Annotated in this window: 12 protein-coding genes and 2 tRNA genes; 10 read left to right on the forward strand and 4 right to left on the reverse strand. The window is 71.5% G+C overall.

The annotated features are described in order from the left end of the window. Window positions 1-81: 81 nt before the first annotated feature. The 3 genes from CLV28_RS15255 to CLV28_RS15265 all read left to right on the forward strand — a co-directional run bounded on the left by CLV28_RS15255 (window position 82) and on the right by CLV28_RS15265 (window position 1,412). Window positions 82-170 (forward strand) — tRNA-Ser (locus CLV28_RS15255). A gap of 166 nt (window positions 171-336) precedes the next feature. Then, window positions 337-409 (forward strand) — tRNA-Arg (locus tag CLV28_RS15260). A gap of 163 nt (window positions 410-572) precedes the next feature. Continuing rightward, the gene (locus CLV28_RS15265) at window positions 573-1,412 is read left to right on the forward strand and encodes a GIY-YIG nuclease family protein (protein ID WP_100424193.1); all 840 of its coding nucleotides are present in this window, start codon (window positions 573-575) and stop codon (window positions 1,410-1,412) included. 20 nt (window positions 1,413-1,432) lie between these two features. On the opposite strand, the gene CLV28_RS15270 is transcribed toward CLV28_RS15265, so the two are convergent. Then, the gene (locus CLV28_RS15270) at window positions 1,433-2,443 is read right to left on the reverse strand and encodes a GIY-YIG nuclease family protein (RefSeq protein ID WP_157802675.1); all 1,011 of its coding nucleotides are present in this window, start codon (window positions 2,441-2,443) and stop codon (window positions 1,433-1,435) included. Window positions 2,444-2,998: 555 nt separating this feature from the next. Between CLV28_RS15270 and CLV28_RS15275 the strand changes: the two genes are divergently transcribed. The 4 genes from CLV28_RS15275 (at window position 2,999) to CLV28_RS15290 (ending at window position 8,648) form a co-directional block, all read left to right on the forward strand. Beyond that, the gene (locus tag CLV28_RS15275) at window positions 2,999-4,642 is read left to right on the forward strand and encodes an ABC transporter substrate-binding protein (RefSeq protein WP_100424195.1); all 1,644 of its coding nucleotides are present in this window, start codon (window positions 2,999-3,001) and stop codon (window positions 4,640-4,642) included. A 79-nt stretch (window positions 4,643-4,721) separates the two neighbouring features. Then, window positions 4,722-5,834 (forward strand): ABC transporter permease, encoded by a 1,113-nt coding sequence (locus tag CLV28_RS15280; RefSeq protein WP_100424196.1) that lies wholly within the window; start codon window positions 4,722-4,724, stop codon window positions 5,832-5,834. Between the two features lies 1 nt (window position 5,835). Continuing rightward, complete coding sequence (locus CLV28_RS15285; protein ID WP_100424197.1) at window positions 5,836-6,924, forward strand: ABC transporter permease; 1,089 nt, start codon at window positions 5,836-5,838, stop codon at window positions 6,922-6,924. Then, entirely contained in the window at window positions 6,921-8,648 is a 1,728-nt protein-coding gene (locus CLV28_RS15290; RefSeq protein WP_100424198.1) for a dipeptide ABC transporter ATP-binding protein, read from the forward strand. The genes CLV28_RS15285 and CLV28_RS15290 overlap by 4 nt, the downstream gene beginning before the upstream one ends. Window positions 8,649-8,654: 6 nt before the next feature. Here CLV28_RS15290 and CLV28_RS15295 read toward each other — a convergent pair whose 3' ends face one another. From CLV28_RS15295 to CLV28_RS15305, 3 genes are read right to left on the reverse strand one after another with little or no spacing between them, the layout of a single operon-like run. After that, entirely contained in the window at window positions 8,655-9,425 is a 771-nt protein-coding gene (locus tag CLV28_RS15295) for an SCO1664 family protein (protein ID WP_100424199.1), read from the reverse strand. Further along, window positions 9,422-9,988, reverse strand: a complete 567-nt coding sequence (locus CLV28_RS15300; RefSeq protein WP_100424200.1) for a DUF3090 domain-containing protein — start codon at window positions 9,986-9,988, stop codon at window positions 9,422-9,424. Before CLV28_RS15300 ends, CLV28_RS15295 begins: the two co-directional genes overlap by 4 nt. A gap of 9 nt (window positions 9,989-9,997) precedes the next feature. Continuing rightward, on the reverse strand, window positions 9,998-10,702 hold the full coding sequence (locus CLV28_RS15305; protein ID WP_100424201.1) for an MSMEG_4193 family putative phosphomutase: 705 nt from the start codon (window positions 10,700-10,702) through the stop codon (window positions 9,998-10,000). Window positions 10,703-10,773: 71 nt separating this feature from the next. On the opposite strand from CLV28_RS15305, the gene CLV28_RS15310 reads away from it, so the two are divergent. The 3 genes from CLV28_RS15310 to putP all read left to right on the forward strand — a co-directional run bounded on the left by CLV28_RS15310 (window position 10,774) and on the right by putP (window position 15,425). After that, window positions 10,774-12,135, forward strand: a complete 1,362-nt coding sequence (locus tag CLV28_RS15310; protein ID WP_100424222.1) for an LCP family protein — start codon at window positions 10,774-10,776, stop codon at window positions 12,133-12,135. 71 nt (window positions 12,136-12,206) lie between these two features. Beyond that, window positions 12,207-13,517 (forward strand): alpha/beta fold hydrolase, encoded by a 1,311-nt coding sequence (locus CLV28_RS15315; RefSeq protein WP_100424202.1) that lies wholly within the window; start codon window positions 12,207-12,209, stop codon window positions 13,515-13,517. 363 nt (window positions 13,518-13,880) lie between these two features. Next, window positions 13,881-15,425 carry a sodium/proline symporter PutP gene (putP, locus tag CLV28_RS15320; RefSeq protein WP_100424203.1) on the forward strand — a complete coding sequence of 515 codons (1,545 nt, stop codon included), beginning with the start codon at window positions 13,881-13,883 and terminating at the stop codon, window positions 15,423-15,425. Window positions 15,426-16,315: the final 890 nt, after the last annotated feature.

The following is a 16,315-nucleotide window of genomic DNA, read 5'->3' on the forward strand; positions in this document are numbered from 1 at the left end:
GCTCACGCTGCACCAGCACGACTGCACCGGCGATCCGCACCCCGGATCGCCCCCGCAACCGTGGTGGTTCCGTTCGGGCGAGGAGACGTCGCATAGTCAGGTCTAGTGCGCCACCCTGCTAAGGTGGTAACGGGGCAACCCGTTCGAGGGTTCAAATCCCTCCGTCTCCGCTCAGGAAGGTCTCGGCTGCGAAAGTCGGGGCCTTTTCTGCTGCCAGGGCCGGTCGCGGTCGGCGTGGCGGGGATCACCCCCGCGAGCGGCGGTCTCGGTTTGGGGAAGCGGCCGAACGCACGGTAGGCTCCTCTACGGCTCGCCGGTACAGGCAGGCCACGGAATGCGCCCGTAGCTCAACGGATAGAGCATCTGACTACGGATCAGAAGGTTGGGGGTTCGAATCCCTCCGGGCGCACAGAAGAAGGGCCCCGATCAGCGGAAACGCGGATCGGGGCCCTTCGTCGTTTCGGTGTCGGCGGCCAGGGTCACGTGACGTGCGACCCGCTCGCGCCCTGACGGCGCACCCGAACACCCCGCACTCGGCGGGCCGTGGCCGGCGCCCGGTAGCCTCACACCTTGTGAACCCCGAGAGCACCGCCGACGAACGCGGGGTCCTGAACCTCGGCCACCTGCTCGACGCAGCCGGGATCGACCCCGCGACGGTGCTCGCGATCCGCCACACGTCGAGGCCGGGCGGACTGCCTGCGCGCCACGTGGCGACGCCCGCGGAAGTGTTCGACTACACCCGGTCCCAAGCGTTCTCACCGAGCTCGCCGCCCCTGTGGTTGCTGTTCTGGGCCGACGGCGGCACCAGGTCCCGCCTGCTGTGGGCGTACGAGAACCACGGTGCAATCAGTGAGCCGGATGCGATCGGTGAGCGGATGTTCGACCTGCGTCCGTCTCAAGCGCTGTCGGTGTTCAACGACAGGCTCGTCGTTGAGTGGACGGGAGGGGCGATCAACTGGAGCCGTCGTGGTGCGGCTGCGGCGAGCTTCCCGGTCGTGGAGATCGCTGACCCCGCCGCAGTCCCGTTCCCCGGCTACGACCGTGTGCTGCTGACCTACGGCGAGATGCGCGACGTCGTCAACGATCTGCGGTACGCCGCATGGCAGACCGCCCTTGAAGCGGTCCACGGGGTCTACCTGATCTCCGACAAGCGCACCGGCAAGCAGTACGTCGGCAAGGCTGACGGCGGGCAGCGGATTCTGGGCCGGTGGAAGGACTACGCAAGCACCGGGCACGGCGGCGACAAGGGGCTGGTCGAGATCGTCGGCGCCGACGCCACACACCGCGACGACTTCGTGTTTTCCATCCTGCGGGTCTTCGGACCCTCCACCCCGCAGGCAGAGATCCTCGAGGCGGAGTCCCATTACAAGCAGGCGCTGCTGACGCGGCACTGGGGCTACAACCACAACTGACCCGAGTGACCCCGCCCCGCTCAGCCGCGCGGGCGCGCGGCCATCGCATCGAACACCGCACCGGCGAAGTGATGCGAATGGGCGTTGGCGCGGGCCGCGGGGCCCTTGAGCATCAGGTTCGTCGCCAGGTCTCGAGCACGCTCGGCGACGAGGGGGTTCGCCAGCAGCTCGGCCAGCCCGTCGAGGGTGGCGAAGTCCAGCCGCACCATCCGCCCCCCGATCGGGGCGTCAACGACCCGCGCGTCGTGGCGCTGGAGAAGCAGCCGCCAAGCGTGCAACGCGGCCTGGTCCCCGGAGTCGAAGGGGGAGCCATTGATGAAGCCGCTCACCAGTCCAGGATCGGCACCCTTGGGTTCCACCAGGACGAGGGTCTCGCGGTTGTTGCATGTCAGTGTCGCGACCGCCCGCCAGTCGGGGCCGCGCCTCGTGCTGGGCATGGCGCTCAACGTCCAGAACCGACTCTCGGTGGACCGCGGCCACAGCAACGTCGACGACACGTACGTGGCGACCGTCTCGCACACCTGCGGGAAGTCCCGACGCCTGCTCAGCCGTTTGAAGCCGGTGCTCGGCTCGCGTGCGGTGTCGACGTTCCGCTCGGCGGTGGCGGGTTCGCGGCTGGTGCCGTCGAGCCACGCGTGACGCGCCGCGGGTGGTACGTACAGGTCGAGGCTGGACGGGCCAGAAGGTTGCGACGTCAGCAGGATGTTGCGCAGGTGCCCGGGCTTCTCGAACGCGCGCACGGACGCGACCTCGGCGATGGACAGCCGGCTCGCGGGCTCGTTGCGGAACGACACGGCGACGATGTCGTGGCACTTGCCGTCGTGGCGGTGATCGGCGTACCTGCGCACGACGTCGACGGACTGGCCGATGTACGCCTGACCGTTGGCGAAGTGGAGCATGAAGATCCCGCACCGGTCCATCTGCGCGGGCACGTGCAGGGCAAGCGACTCGGCCGGGGTCAACGCCCAGGTCCAGGTGAACGCGGAACCATCGGCGGGGCAGGCAGGGGCGGCCACCGACTGGCGGCCCAAGTGAGCTCCGCGCCTGTGGCTGGTCGGCACGGGAGTCTCGTGGCGGGCTGGTGTGTCCGGCGAACGAGAGACGCGACAGTGGCTCCGGTGACCGGGAGCATCGGCCCAAGGGCGACCGCGATGACCTCTGCAGGCATCCGCCGACCAGTTGTCTGCGTCTCGTCGCCCTCGACGTAGCCGGTTCAGACGCCGGCGTTGAAGACGTGCGTGCCTGCCGCGATGGCGAGCCATCGCAGCGGCGGCACCGTGCGCCTGAGAGGGCGTCCGGGCGCGGGGCAGGATTCCGGGGGCGGGACTCGCGGCGGACACGTCCCCACGCGCCCATCCGCCCAACGCACCGATCCGTACCAAGGACCGCATCACGAGATGGGGTTACGACCCGGTAACAAGTTCTCCGGAGATCGGCCCAGGGGTGACCCGCGTAACAATCGGGGTCCTTTCCGTGTGCTACCAACTCCCTACCGCAGCAGCGGTGGGTGCGCCGACCAGGCGCTCCCATGGTCACAGGCGCGCCGCACGACCCGCGGTCGACGTACCCAGACGAGAGGTGGACGGATGTCTTCCGTGTCCAAGAACAGCCGGAGGTTCGCCGCGACGGCGGCCGGCGCAGTCGCTCTCACGCTCGTGCTCACCGCGTGCGGATCGAGCGACGACGACTCGGCCGACGGCGGTTCGGCCTCCGGCGGCACGCTCACGATCGGCACGACCGACAAGGTCACGACGCTGGACCCGGCGGGCTCGTACGACAACGGCTCCTTCGCGGTGATGAACCAGGTCTACCCGTTCCTCATGAACACCCCGTACGGCAGCCCGGACGTGCAGCCCGACATCGCGGAGTCGGCGGAGTTCACCGCCCCGACCGAGTACACGGTCAAGCTCAAGGCGGGCCTCACGTGGGCCAACGGTCACGCGCTGACGTCGTCCGACGTGAAGTTCTCGTTCGACCGCATGGTCGCCATCAACGACGAGAACGGCCCCGCCTCCCTGCTCTACAACCTGGACAGCGTCGAGGCCCCCGACGACACGACGGTCGTGTTCCACCTCAAGAGCGCGGACGACCAGGTCTTCCCGCAGATCCTCTCGAGCCCGGCGGGCCCGATCGTCGACGAGGAGGTCTTCTCGGCCGACGCGCTGACGTCGGACGCCGACATCGTCGACGGCGACGCGTTCGCCGGCCAGTACGTGATCGACAGCTACAAGCTCAACGAGCTCGTCGGCTACACGGCGAACCCCGACTACCAGGGCGTCCTGGGCGCGGCCAAGACCGAGAAGATCAACGTCAAGTACTACGCCGAGGCGTCGAACCTCAAGCTCGACATCCAGCAGGGCAACATCGACGTCGCGTTCCGCAGCCTGTCGGCGACCGACATCGACTCGCTGCGTGGGGACGACGGCGTGAAGGTGGTCGACGGACCGGGTGGCGAGATCCGCTACATCACGTTCAACTTCGACACCCAGCCGTTCGGCGCGAAGACCTCGGAGGCCGACCCGGCCAAGGCGCTCGCAGTGCGCCAGGCGGTCGCCGACCTGATCGACCGCGACGAGATCGCGGAGCAGGTCTACAAGGGCACGTACACCCCGCTGTACTCGTACGTCCCGGACGGCCTGACGGGCGCGACCGAGTCGCTCAAGGAGCTCTACGGCGACGGCGCCGGCGCCCCGGACGTCGAGAAGGCGAAGCAGACGCTCGCCGACGCTGGCGTCACCGCGCCGGTCACGCTCGACCTGCAGTACTCGAACGACCACTACGGTCCGTCGTCGGCCGACGAGTACGCGCTGATCAAGGACCAGCTCGAGTCGAGCGGCCTGTTCACGGTCAACCTGCAGACCACCGAGTGGGTCCAGTACTCCAAGGACCGCACGGCCGACGTCTACCCGGCGTACCAGCTCGGCTGGTTCCCGGACTACTCCGACGCCGACAACTACCTGACGCCGTTCTTCCTCACGGAGAACTTCCTCGGGAACCACTACGACAACGGCGCGGTGAACGACGAGATCCTCGAGCAGGCCGTCACGACCGACCCGGACGCGCGCACCGCGCTCATCGAGAAGATCCAGGACGACGTCGCCGCGGACCTCTCGACCGTCCCCTACCTCCAGGGCGCGCAGGTCGCCGTGGTCGGCAAGGACGTCACGGGCACCGAGGACACCCTCGACGCCTCGTTCAAGTTCCGCTACGGAGCGCTCGCGAAGGGCTGATCGCCCCGCGCCCTCGGGTGGCCCGCTCCGACCGGAGCGGGCCACCCGAGTCCCCCCGCACCACCCCTGGACAGGACCCATGAGCACTCTGACCCCGGCCGGCGTCGAGCCGTCGCCGACAGCACCGGACCCCGCCACGGGGCCCCGCCCGACCCGACGGTCCGGGGGTGGGGGAGGGTTGGGCCGGTACGTCGTGATCCGGTTCCTGCTCATCATCCCGACCGTGCTGATCCTGGTCACGACCGTCTTCTGGCTCATGCGGGCCACGGGCGACCCGATCACGGCGGCACAGGGCGGGCGGCTGAGCCCCGAGCAGCTCCAGGAGCGCATCCACGCCGCGGGCTACGACCGTCCGATCTTCGTGCAGTACGTCGAGTACCTCGGCAACCTGCTGCACGGCGACTTCGGCACGACGATCAGCGACAACCGTCCCGTGACCGAGGTCCTGACGACGTACGGTGCGGCGACGCTCGAGCTCGCGGTCTACGCGCTGATCGTCGCGTTCGCGGTGGGCATCCCGCTCGGCCGCATCGCGGCGGCCCGGCGCGACCGGCTCCCCGACGCGGTGCTGCGCGTCTCCGCGATCCTGTCGTACGCCACGCCCGTGTTCTTCGCGGGCCTGCTGCTCAAGCTCGTGTTCTCGGTGAGCCTCGGCTGGTTCCCGGTCGCGGGCCGTGCCACGACGGGCACCGAGATCCAGCTCGAGATGCTCGACGACCCCACGGGGTTCTACCTGGTCGACGCGATCCGCACGGGCGACCCGGACGCAGTCGGCGACGTCCTCATGCACGCGGTGCTGCCCGCGGTCGCCCTGGGCCTGCTCACGGCCGGGGTGTTCCTGCGGCTCGTGCGCACCAACATGATCGGCACGCTCTCGACCGAGTACGTGACCGCGGCCCGCTCGCGGGGCGTCTCGGAGCGGCGGCTCGTGCGCAAGCACGCGTGGCGGCCCGCGCTCATCCCGATCATCACGGTCATCGGCCTGCAGATCGCGCTGCTGCTCTCTGGCGCGGTCCTGACCGAGACGACCTTCGAGTGGAAGGGCCTCGGCTTCCAGCTGGCCGAGTACCTCCAGGCCCGGGACTTCGTGGCGGTGCAGGGCATCGTCGTGCTGATCGCCGTCGTCGTCGCGGTCACGAACTTCGTCGTCGACGTGGTCGCCGCGCTCATCGACCCGCGAGTGAGGTACTGAGATGTCGTCCGCAGTCTCCGCCCCGAAGGCGTCGGCACCCCGCCGTCCGTCCCTGTGGTCCCGGCTCCCCGTCGTCCGCCAGCTGCGCCAGAGCGTCGGCCTGCAGCGCGGGATGCTCGTCGCGGGCCTGGTCGTGACCGCGGCGTTCGTGCTGACGGCGGTCTTCGCCCCGCTCCTCGCGCCCTACGGCTACAGCCAGCTCCGCGACCTCGACGGCGCGTTCGGCGCGCAGCAGTCCCCGTCGGCCGACCACCTGCTCGGTACGACGGTGGGCGGCTACGACGTCCTGTCCCGCGTGATCTGGGGGTCGCAGACCGCGGCCCTCGTGATCGTCGTCGCGATCGTCGCGTCGATCTTCCTCGGGATCCTCATCGGCCTGGTCTCCGGGTACTTCGGCGGGTGGATCGACCGGGTCCTGGTGGTCGTGTGCGACGCGATCTACTCGTTCCCGTCGCTGCTGCTCGCGATCCTCGCGGCGATCGTCATCTCGGGCGGCCAGTCCGACCTGTGGGGCGGCATCCTGGCGGCCGCGCTGTCGATCACGGTCGTGTTCATCCCGCAGTACTTCCGGGTCGTGCGCTCCGAGGTCGTGCGCATCAAGGGCGAGGCGTTCATCGACTCGGCCCGCGTGATCGGCACCCCGCACCTGCGGATCATGGTGCGGCACGTGCTGCGCAACTCGACCCGCACGCTCCCGCTCATCGTCACGCTCAACGCCTCCGAGGCGGTGCTGACCCTCGCGGGCCTCGGGTTCCTGGGCTTCGGCATCGAGCCGACGGCGGCGGCCGAGTGGGGCTACGACCTGAACAAGGCCATCGCCGACGTCTCGTCGGGCATCTGGTGGACGGCGCTGTTCCCGGGGCTCGCGATCGTGCTGTCCGTCCTGGGCATCACGCTCGTCGGCGAGTCCCTCAACGACCTCGCGGACCCGCGCCTGCGGTCGCGTCGCCTCAGCAAGCAGGTCGCCGGCCGCGTCGAGCAGACGTCGGTCGCGGCCCCGACCGTGCCCGGCGGCGTCGTCACGGACGAGCTCACCCTGCCGGGCGAGGCCTCTCAGCTCGACACCCTCGAAGGGGAGGACCGGTCATGACCGCGCCCACCAGCACCCGCACGGCGGCGGACGCCGGAGCCGTCGCCGTCCGCATCCGTGACCTCGCGGTCTCGTTCGCGACCGACGCGGGCGCGGTCCGTGCGGTCGACGGCGTCGACCTGACCGTCCGTCCGGGCGAGGTCCTCGCCGTGGTCGGCGAGTCGGGGTCGGGCAAGACCGTGACCGCGAAGACCATCCTCGGCCTGCTGCCCGAGAACGCGACCGCGCGCGGGGCGGTCGTCCTCGCGAACAAGGCCGGGACGGCCGAGCACGACGTCGTCTCGCTCAGCGCGTCGCAGCTGCGCCGCGTGCGGGGCACCGACGTCGCGATGGTGTTCCAGGAGCCGTCGGCCGCGCTCAACCCCGTCTACACGGTCGGCTGGCAGATCGCCGAGGGCCTGCGCGCGCACGGCAAGGTCTCCAAGGCCGAGGGGCGTCGCCGCGCGATCGAGATCCTCGGACGCGTCGGCATCCCGGACCCGGACGAGCGCGTCGACCACTACCCGCACCAGTTCTCGGGCGGCCAGAAGCAGCGCATCATCATCGCGATGGCGCTCGTGCTCGACCCCGGGCTCATCGTCGCCGACGAGCCGACGACCGCGCTCGACGTCACGGTCCAGGCCGAGATCCTGGACCTGCTGCGCCGCGTGCGCGACGAGTTCGGCACCGCGATCGTGCTGATCACGCACAACATGGGCGTCGTGGCGGACCTCGCCGACACGGTCGCCGTCATGTACCAGGGCAAGGTCGTCGAGCAGGCGCCCGTCGGCGAGCTGTTCGCCGCGCCGCAGGACGACTACACGCGCCGCCTCCTGGGGTCGGTCCCGCGCATCGGCGAGGCGCGGGCGCGGACGGCGGAGCGTGCCGCGGCCCGTCCCGCGGGCTGGGCCGAGGCCGAGCCCGTCGTCGCCGCGCGCGGGCTGGAGATCACCTACCCGGGGCGCTTCCGGACGCCGGGCTTCCGGGCCGTGCAGGGCGTCGACCTGACGATCCGGCCCGGCGAGGTGCTCGGGCTGGTCGGCGAGTCCGGCTCGGGCAAGTCGACCATCGGGCGGGCCATCGCCGGCCTGACGAAGGTCACGGGCGGTTCGCTGCAGGTGCTGGGCACCGAGATGCACGGCGTGCGACCGCGCGAGCTGCGGCCCGTGCGCCCGCGCATCGGGTTCGTCTTCCAGGACCCGGCGTCGAGCTTCAACCCGCTGCTGACGATCGCCGACTGCGTGGCCGAGCCGCTCGTGGTGCACGGGCGGGCCCGCGACGTCGGGGCCGCACGGGCGCGGGTCGACGAGCTCCTCGAGGCGGTCCAGCTCCCGCGCGCGTACGGCGACAGGTTCCCGCACGAGCTGTCCGGCGGGCAGCGTCAGCGCGTCTCGCTCGCCCGGGCGCTCGCGCTCGACCCCGAGCTGCTCGTGGCCGACGAGCCGACGTCGGCGCTCGACGTGTCGGTCCAGGCCCGGGTGCTCGACCTGTTCGCCGAGCTCCAGGCCGAGCTCGGGTTCGCGTGCCTGTTCATCTCGCACGACCTCGCGGTCGTGGACCTGCTGGCCGACCGTATCGCGGTGCTCTACCGGGGCCGGCTCGTCGAGGAGGGCACGGGCGAGCAGGTGCTGGGTTCGCCGTCCGACCCGTACACGCAGCGTCTGCTCGCGTCGTTGCCGGTGCCCGACCCGGTCGCGCAGGCCGCGCGGCGGGTCGAGCTCGAGCGGCTCCGCGCGCTCGACTGACCTGCGTCAGAAGGGCGGCCACGGGACCGCGGGCATGTCCCCCTCGTGGTCGGGGAACCGCCGCTCGGCGAGCAGGCGGTCGCAGCGCGCCCCGAGCGCGCGCACCTCGTCGGCGGTGAGGAGCTCGCGCAGCCGTGCGCCGAGGTCCCCGTCGAGGCTCGCGCGCACGCGGGCGACCCCGTCGAGCTCGTCGGGGTCGAGCGGCTCGCCCACCCAGCCCCACAGCACGGTGCGCAGCTTGGGCTCGACGTGGAACGTCACGCCGTGGTCGACCCCGAGCCGGCGGCCGTCGGGCATGGGCAGCACGTGGCCGCCCTTGCGGTCGGCGTTGTTGAGCACCACGTCGAGCACCGCGACGCGGCGCAGCGCCGGTGTGTCCTCGTGGACCACGGTCACGGGTGCGCCGTCCGCGTCCGTTCCCTGCAGGACGGCGTGCCAGCCGTCGTCCACGGCGTGCGACGGGACGAGGTCGACGGGGGACGACGTGCGGTCCTCGTCCTGCCAGAGCTGGACCATCCCCGGGCCGGCGGGTCCGTCGCGCAGCCACGTGAGGGGTACGACGTCCCAGCCCGTCGCCTCCGAGACGAGGTACGCGGCGACCTCGCGCTGCGCGAGCGTCCCGTCGGGGAAGTCCCACAGCGGGTTCTCGCCGGCCACGGGCTTGTAGACGACGCTGACGCCGCCGACCGTGCCGACGAAGGTCGCGTTCGAGGCGGTGCGGATGCGTCCGACGACCTCGAGCGGGTCCGTCCCGAGGTCGACGGGCGGCTCGTTCACGGCAGGTCGCACTCGTGGCCGTCGGGGTCGACCGGCGCGCCGCACAGCGGGCAGGGCGGGCGGCCCGAGCGCACGACGGTGCGGGTGCGCTCGACGAACGCGCGGGCCGTGCCCACGGGCATGCGGACGACGAGCACCTCGCGCTCGTCGTCCGGCTCCGGCTCGTCCGCGGGGTCGTCCCAGAGGTCGGGCTCGTCGTCGGGGCGCTCCTCCTCGACCGGGAACACCTCGACCACGGTCTGCGCGGTCCGCGGGTCCCAGGACAACCGGATGGTCCCGGCCCGGAACTCCGTCTCGACGGGCTGGTCGAGCGGGTCGACGTCGGCCAGGCCCGCGGGCGCCTCGCCCGGGATGCCGAACGGGTTGCCGCCCTCGGTCATGAGGTGGTCCAGGAGCTGCTGGATCCCGTCGGCGAGCGCCGCGGACTGCTGCTTCTCGAGCAGCACGCTCGTGCAGCGCGCACCCGTGCGGGCCTGCAGGTAGAAGGCGCGGTCGCCGGGGCGGCCGACGGTCCCGATCACGACGCGGTCGGGCCAGTCGTACTCGTGCACGAGGGTGGGCATGGTTCCACTCTAGGAGCGGCGGGGCGCGGCGTCGTGCCCCGCGCCCCCGCCCACGGGTGCGTCGCCGACCGCAGCGGACGCGCGGAGCCACCCGAGGTCGCCGTCGTCGGTGTTGGTCGCGACGACCTCGGGCCGGTGCGTGCCGTACCGGACGACGGACACGGCCGCGGGACCGACCGTGATGCGCTGGAACAGGTCGAGGTGCATGCCGAGCGCGTCGGCGAGGACGGCCTTGGCGACGTCACCGTGCGTGACGGCGACCCAGACGGCCCCGGGCCCGTGCTGCTCGGCGACGTCGGCGTCGATGCGCCGGACCGCGGCGACGCTGCGCGCCTGCATCCCCACGAGGGACTCACCACCGGGGAACGTCGCGGCGGACGGGTGCCGCTGCACGACCGACCAGAGCGGCTCGTCCGCGAGCTCGCGCAGCGCGCGCCCCTGCCAGCTCCCGTAGTCGCACTCGGTGAGGCCGTGCTCGACGACGGGCTCGGGGGCGTCGGCCTGCTGCGCGAGGATCGCGCGCGCCGTCTGCCGGCACCGTTCGAGGGGGCTCGTGACGACGCGGGCCAGGGGGAGTCCGGCGAGCCGCATGGCCGCGTGGGCGGCCTGCCGGCGCCCGACCTCGTCGAGCCGGACGCCGCGCGCCCGGCCCGCGAGGATCCCCTGGGTGTTGGCCGTGGTGCGGCCGTGACGGACGAGCAGCAGCGTGGGCATGGCACGAGCGTAGGCCGCGCGTCCCGGACACGTGTCGTCCGGTGAAATCTGCAGGCGCTATGATCCGGCGCATGTCCAAGCCCGACGACGTCCTGGTCGCGCCCCCGCGCCACGCGGGGCAGCGCCCGAGCCGTCGTGCGGCGCGGTACGCGGCGCTCGCGCTCACGGCGGTCCTGACCTTCGTCACGACGGGCGCCGTCGCGGCGTACGTCGACTTCACGAACGACATCGAGGTGAGCCACGTCGACGGGCTGGTCGCGGGGCCGGCGCCCTCGAAGCCGCCCGCGGACCCGGACGACCCGTACGCGGGCCAGGAGCTCAACATCCTCGTGATGGGCACGGACTTCCGCGACGAGGAGAACGTGAAGATCGCGGGCGCGGCGGACTCCACGGGGATGCGCTCCGACACGACGTTCGTCGTGCACGTCTCGGGCGACCGCTCGCGCGTCGAGGTCGTGTCGATCCCGCGCGACTCGTGGGTCCAGCTCCCGGCGTGCAAGCTCCCGGACGGGTCGATGTCGCAGCCGTACGTCGGCCAGTTCAACTGGGCGTTCGACACCGGGGCGCAGGGCGGCACGGACATGGACTACGCCGCGGCGTGCACCATCACGGCGGTGCAGTCCCTGACCGGCCTGACCATCACCAACCACGTGATCCTCAAGATGACCGGGGTCATCGGCGTGGTCGACGCGATGGACGGGGTGCCCCTGTGCCTGCCCGAACCGGTGCACGAGGACCCGCGCTACGGCACGCTCGACCTGCCCGCGGGCCCGAACAGGCTCGACGGCCGCACGTCGATCAAGTTCCTGCGCGCGCGCCACGGCACGGGCATGGGTCTCGAGCTCGGGAGCGACCTGACGCGCATCACGCGCCAGCAGACGTTCCTCAACGCCATGCAGCGCGAGATCAAGTCGAAGAACGTCCTCACCGACTCCTCGCAGCTGTACGCGATGGTCTCGGCGGTGCTCAAGTCCGTGGTCGCCGACCCGCAGCTCGCCGACCCGAAGTCCGTGGTCGGCCTCGTGTTCTCGATGCGTAACCTGCGCCCGTCGGACGTCATCTTCACCGAGCTGCCGGTCGTGGACTCCGTGCACAAGTCGGGCCGCGTCGACTGGACGGCCGAGTCCGACGCGGTCTGGCAGCGCCTCGTGAACGACGAGCCGCCCGCCGACTACGTCCCGGCGCCCGACCCGTCGGCCGCGGCGACGGCGTCCGCGGGCACGTCGGGTGCGGACGGCACAGGGTCGGACGGCAACGGGTCGGGTGACACGGGTACGGACGGCAACGGGTCGGGTGACACGGGTACGGACGGCAACGGGTCGGACGGCGCAGGGTCGGGTGACACCGCGGCGGACGGCACCGGGGCGGACGCTGCGCCCACGCCCACGCCCACGCCCACGCCGGAGACGCTGCCCGAGGGCATCTGCGGCTGACCCGCGTGCCGCCGGGCCCCCGGGCGTCAGGCGCCTGACACCCGCGCGGCCCGCCGCCTACCGTGGGGGCCATGAGCTCATCCGCGCGCAGCACCCGCACCTACCGGACCGCGGGCCTCGTCGTCCGCGACCACGTGGTCGAGGTCCCGGTGGACCACGCCGACCCGACGCGATTCGGCGCGATCCGCGTCCTCGCGCGCGAGATCGCCGACCCGGCCCGCGACGGCGAAGACCTCCCGCTGCTGCTGTTCCTCCAGGGCGGCCCGGGCGGTGCGGGCCCCCGCCCGACGTCGTCCGGGGGCTGGTGGACGACGGCGCTCGCGACCCACCGCGTCGTCCTGCTCGACCAGCGGGGGACCGGGCGCTCGTCGCGCGTGGACGGTGCCGTCGTCCGCTCGTTCGACGACGACGCGCTCGCGGCCGACTACCTCGCCTGCTTCCGGGCCGACGCGATCGTCGAGGACGCCGAGGTGGTGCGACGTACGGTGTACGGCGGCCGACGGTGGGCGACGCTCGGGCAGTCTTTCGGCGGGTTCATCACGTTGACCTACCTGTCGCGTCACCCCGAGGCGCTCGTGTCGTGCTGGACCACGGGCGGCCTGCCGCCCGTGCACGCGACCGCGGAGCAGGTCTACGAGCGCACCGTCCCGCGCCAGCTCTCGCGCAACCGCGCGTACCTGCGCGACCACCCCGAGGACGAGGGTCTGCTCGACCACCTCGCGGACGTCGCGTCGTCGGGCGAGGTCGTGCTGCCCGCCGGCGACGTGCTGACCCTCGACCGGCTGCGCACGCTCGGCATGTCGCTCGGCATGAGCACGGGCGCCGACGAGCTGCACTGGCTTCTCGAGGGGGCGCTCGCGTCCGACGGCAGCCTTGCCGACCCGTTCCTCGCCGAGGTCGAGCGCCGGACCGGCTTCGACGCCAACCCGCTCTACATGGTGCTGCAGGAGTCCATCTACCACCAGGGCGAGCGGGCGGGCGGCTGGGCCGCCCAGCAGGTGCACGACGCGTCCGACCTCGCCCGCGGACGCCGCCCGCTGACCCTCACGGGGGAGGCGACCTTCCCGTGGATGGTCGAGCAGGTGCGCGCGCTGCGACCGTTCCGGGGCGTCGCCGAGGCGCTCGCGGCGCGCACCGAGTGGCCCGCGCTCTACGACCTCGAGGTGCTCGCGGCGAACGAGGTGCCGGTCGCCTCGGTGCAGTACGTCGACGACCCGTACGTCGACCTCGACCTCGCGCTCGACACGGCCGACGGGCTCGGCGCGTCCCAGGTCTGGGTCACCAACGAGTACCTGCACGACGGGCTGCGCGCGGCCGGGGCCGAGATCCTGCCACGGCTGGCCGCGCTGAGCGCCGGATCGGCCCGTGTGACACGGCGCTGAGCGGCGGCGGCGCACGGCGCCGTCACAACTCCGACACATCCTGAGACGAACCTGACCGCTCCTCGGTCGACGGCCGACGCGGGGTGTCAGGACGTTGGGACCTGCGGCCGGCGCCGCGCTGCGCACGGGAGCGCGTCGGCGCTGCGCGGTGCGACCGTGCGGCTGCGGGGGAATCGCCGGCGCGGCGTCACGAGCGCCTCGGGCGACTGACCATTCCCAGACCATTCGGGCACCCGTCATCAAAGATTCATGACTTGTGAAGCATCGCACTTGACCGTTCCTCGAAGCCGACTGACAGACTCCATGGCTTTGGGTGCGCCGCCGGCGCGCCGACTACCAAGAACATGGAGAGGTACTCATTTCATGAGTGACCAGACCTGGCAGACGATCGCGATCGTCGCCTACATGCTCGCGATGCTGGCGATCGGCTGGTCGGCCTATCGCAACACGAGCGACATGGACGACTACATGCTCGGCGGCCGTCGGCTCAGCCCGGGGCAGGCGGCGCTCAGCGCCGGCGCCTCGGACATGTCCGGGTGGCTCCTGCTCGGGCTCCCCGGCGCCGTCTACGCGTCGGGGCTCGTCTCCGCGTGGATCGCGATCGGCCTGACGGTCGGTGCGTGGCTCAACTGGAAGTTCGTGGCACCCCGGCTTCGCGCCTACACCGAGGTCGCGAAGAACTCGATCACCATCCCGAGCTTCTTCGAGAACCGGCTCCGCGACTCGTCGCGTGCGCTCCGCATGACCGCGGGCGTGATCGTGCTCGTCTTCTTTACCTTCTACGTCTCCTCGGGCATGGTGGCCGGCGGCAAGTTCTTCGAGAGCTCGTTCGACATCGGCGACCACTGGGGGATGTCCGCGTACACCCTCGGCATGCTCCTGGTTATCGTCGTGACCCTCACCTACACGCTCTTCGGCGGGTTCCTCGGCGCGACCTGGACCGACGTCGCCCAGGGGCTCCTCATGCTCGCGGCGCTCGTTGCCGTGCCGATCATCGGACTGACCAAGGTCGGTGGCTGGAGCGGCATGGTCGACGGCATCCACGACGCCGATCTCGCCAACGGCACCAACGGCATGTCGCTCGTCGCCGGCGCGACCGTCATGGGTGTCGTCTCGTCGCTCGCCTGGGGCCTCGGCTACTTCGGGCAGCCGCACATCATCGTCCGCTTCATGGCGATGCGCTCGCCTGGTGACGCGAAGACCGGACGCCGCATCGGTATCGGCTGGATGATCGTCACCGCGCTCGGTGCCGTCATGACCGGCCTCATCGGAATCGCGTACTTCCAGGTCCAGGGCCTGACCCTCGACGACCCGGAGACCGTGTTCCTCGAGCTCTCGCAGATCCTGTTCCACCCGCTCGTCGCCGGCCTCGTGCTCGCGGCCGTGCTCGCAGCGATCATGTCGACCATCTCGTCGCAGCTCATCGTCTCGTCGTCCGCGCTGGTCGAGGACCTCTACATGATCGTGGGCAAGCAGGCGACGGCGAAGAAGGGCATCGTGCTCGGCCGCGTCGGCGTGCTGGTCGTGACCGTGGTCGCCGGCGTCATCGCCCTCGACCCCGAGAGCTCGGTGCTCGACCTCGTCGGGTTCGCCTGGGCCGGCTTCGGCGCCGCGTTCGGCCCGATCATCCTGCTGAGCCTCTACTGGAAGGGCCTCTCGCGCTGGGGCGCGCTCGCCGGGATGATCTCGGGAGGCGTGGTCGCGTTCGTGTGGGGCAAGACCGCGCTCAGCGACACGCTCTACGAGATCGTGCCCGGATTTGCGGTGTGCCTCGTGGTCGCGCTCGTCGTGAGCTACGTGAACGGCCGCACCGCGGACGCCGCAGAGATCGACGCCGAGTTCGACGAGGCGCGCGCCTACGCCAAGGGCGCTGCGCGTCCGACGGAGCCGGCGGGCGCGACGGTCTGACACCCAGGGCGAGCAGTCGCCCTGTCCGTCGGTCGCACGGGCCGGTTCTCACGCATCGCGTGGGGGCCGGCCCGTCGGCGTCCGGGAAGACCGGGAGCCCGCGTCCTGCACGAGTCAGTCCTGCACCAGGCGGCGCGACGAGCCCTGCTCGTCGATGTCCGGGGAGACCGGGGCCTCGAGTCCTGCGCGCCGCGAGCTGTGCGACGAGCCCGCTCGGCGACCTCCGGCGAGGCAGGGGCCAGAGTCCTGCGGCCGTGGGCAGCCACGGCCGAGGGAGCGGGTGCTGCTGCCCGGACGAGCCTGCCGCAACACGGGGCTCCCAGCAGTCCGCCGCAGCCGTTCGACACCTGATCGGCAAGGGTCGGCTCCCGATCCGGGCGGGGACACCTGCACCCCAGCGGCCAGGAGCTCGAGGGTCCAGGCGACGCGGCGAACACTGGCCCGATCACGGACTCCGTGCCGGCGTTGGCGTGAGGCCCTGGCCCTGGCCCTGGCCCTGCACGCTCGGCCACCGGCCTGACCTGGGGAGACGCGTGCGGCAGCCCGCGCACCCGCGGGGAGCGGCGAGATCGCGGCGATACCCCCGACGTGTGCGCGGTCACGTCGGGGGGATTTGGTGTCGTGGGCTGGGGGCATGTAATGTTCTGGATGTCAGCCCGACAGGGAGGCACGGACACCGCGAAGGACTTCGGTTCGGATACGGGTGGCCGGTCCCGTGGGTGTGACCACCCCCTCATGGTTCTTCTTCTGCTGGGATTTCTGCGCTTTGGTGCGGGTTCTGGTGGTTGGTTGGGTGTGAGGGTGGGGCTGGACTTGGGTGACTGGGTCTGGTAAGTTGGAGAAGTTGCCCCGGGTTCGGGTCGCTGAGGTTCGGCGGTTCGGGACGGTGC

The organism is Sediminihabitans luteus, from assembly GCF_002797595.1.
In the GTDB taxonomy this organism is placed as follows: domain Bacteria; phylum Actinomycetota; class Actinomycetes; order Actinomycetales; family Cellulomonadaceae; genus Paraoerskovia; species Paraoerskovia lutea.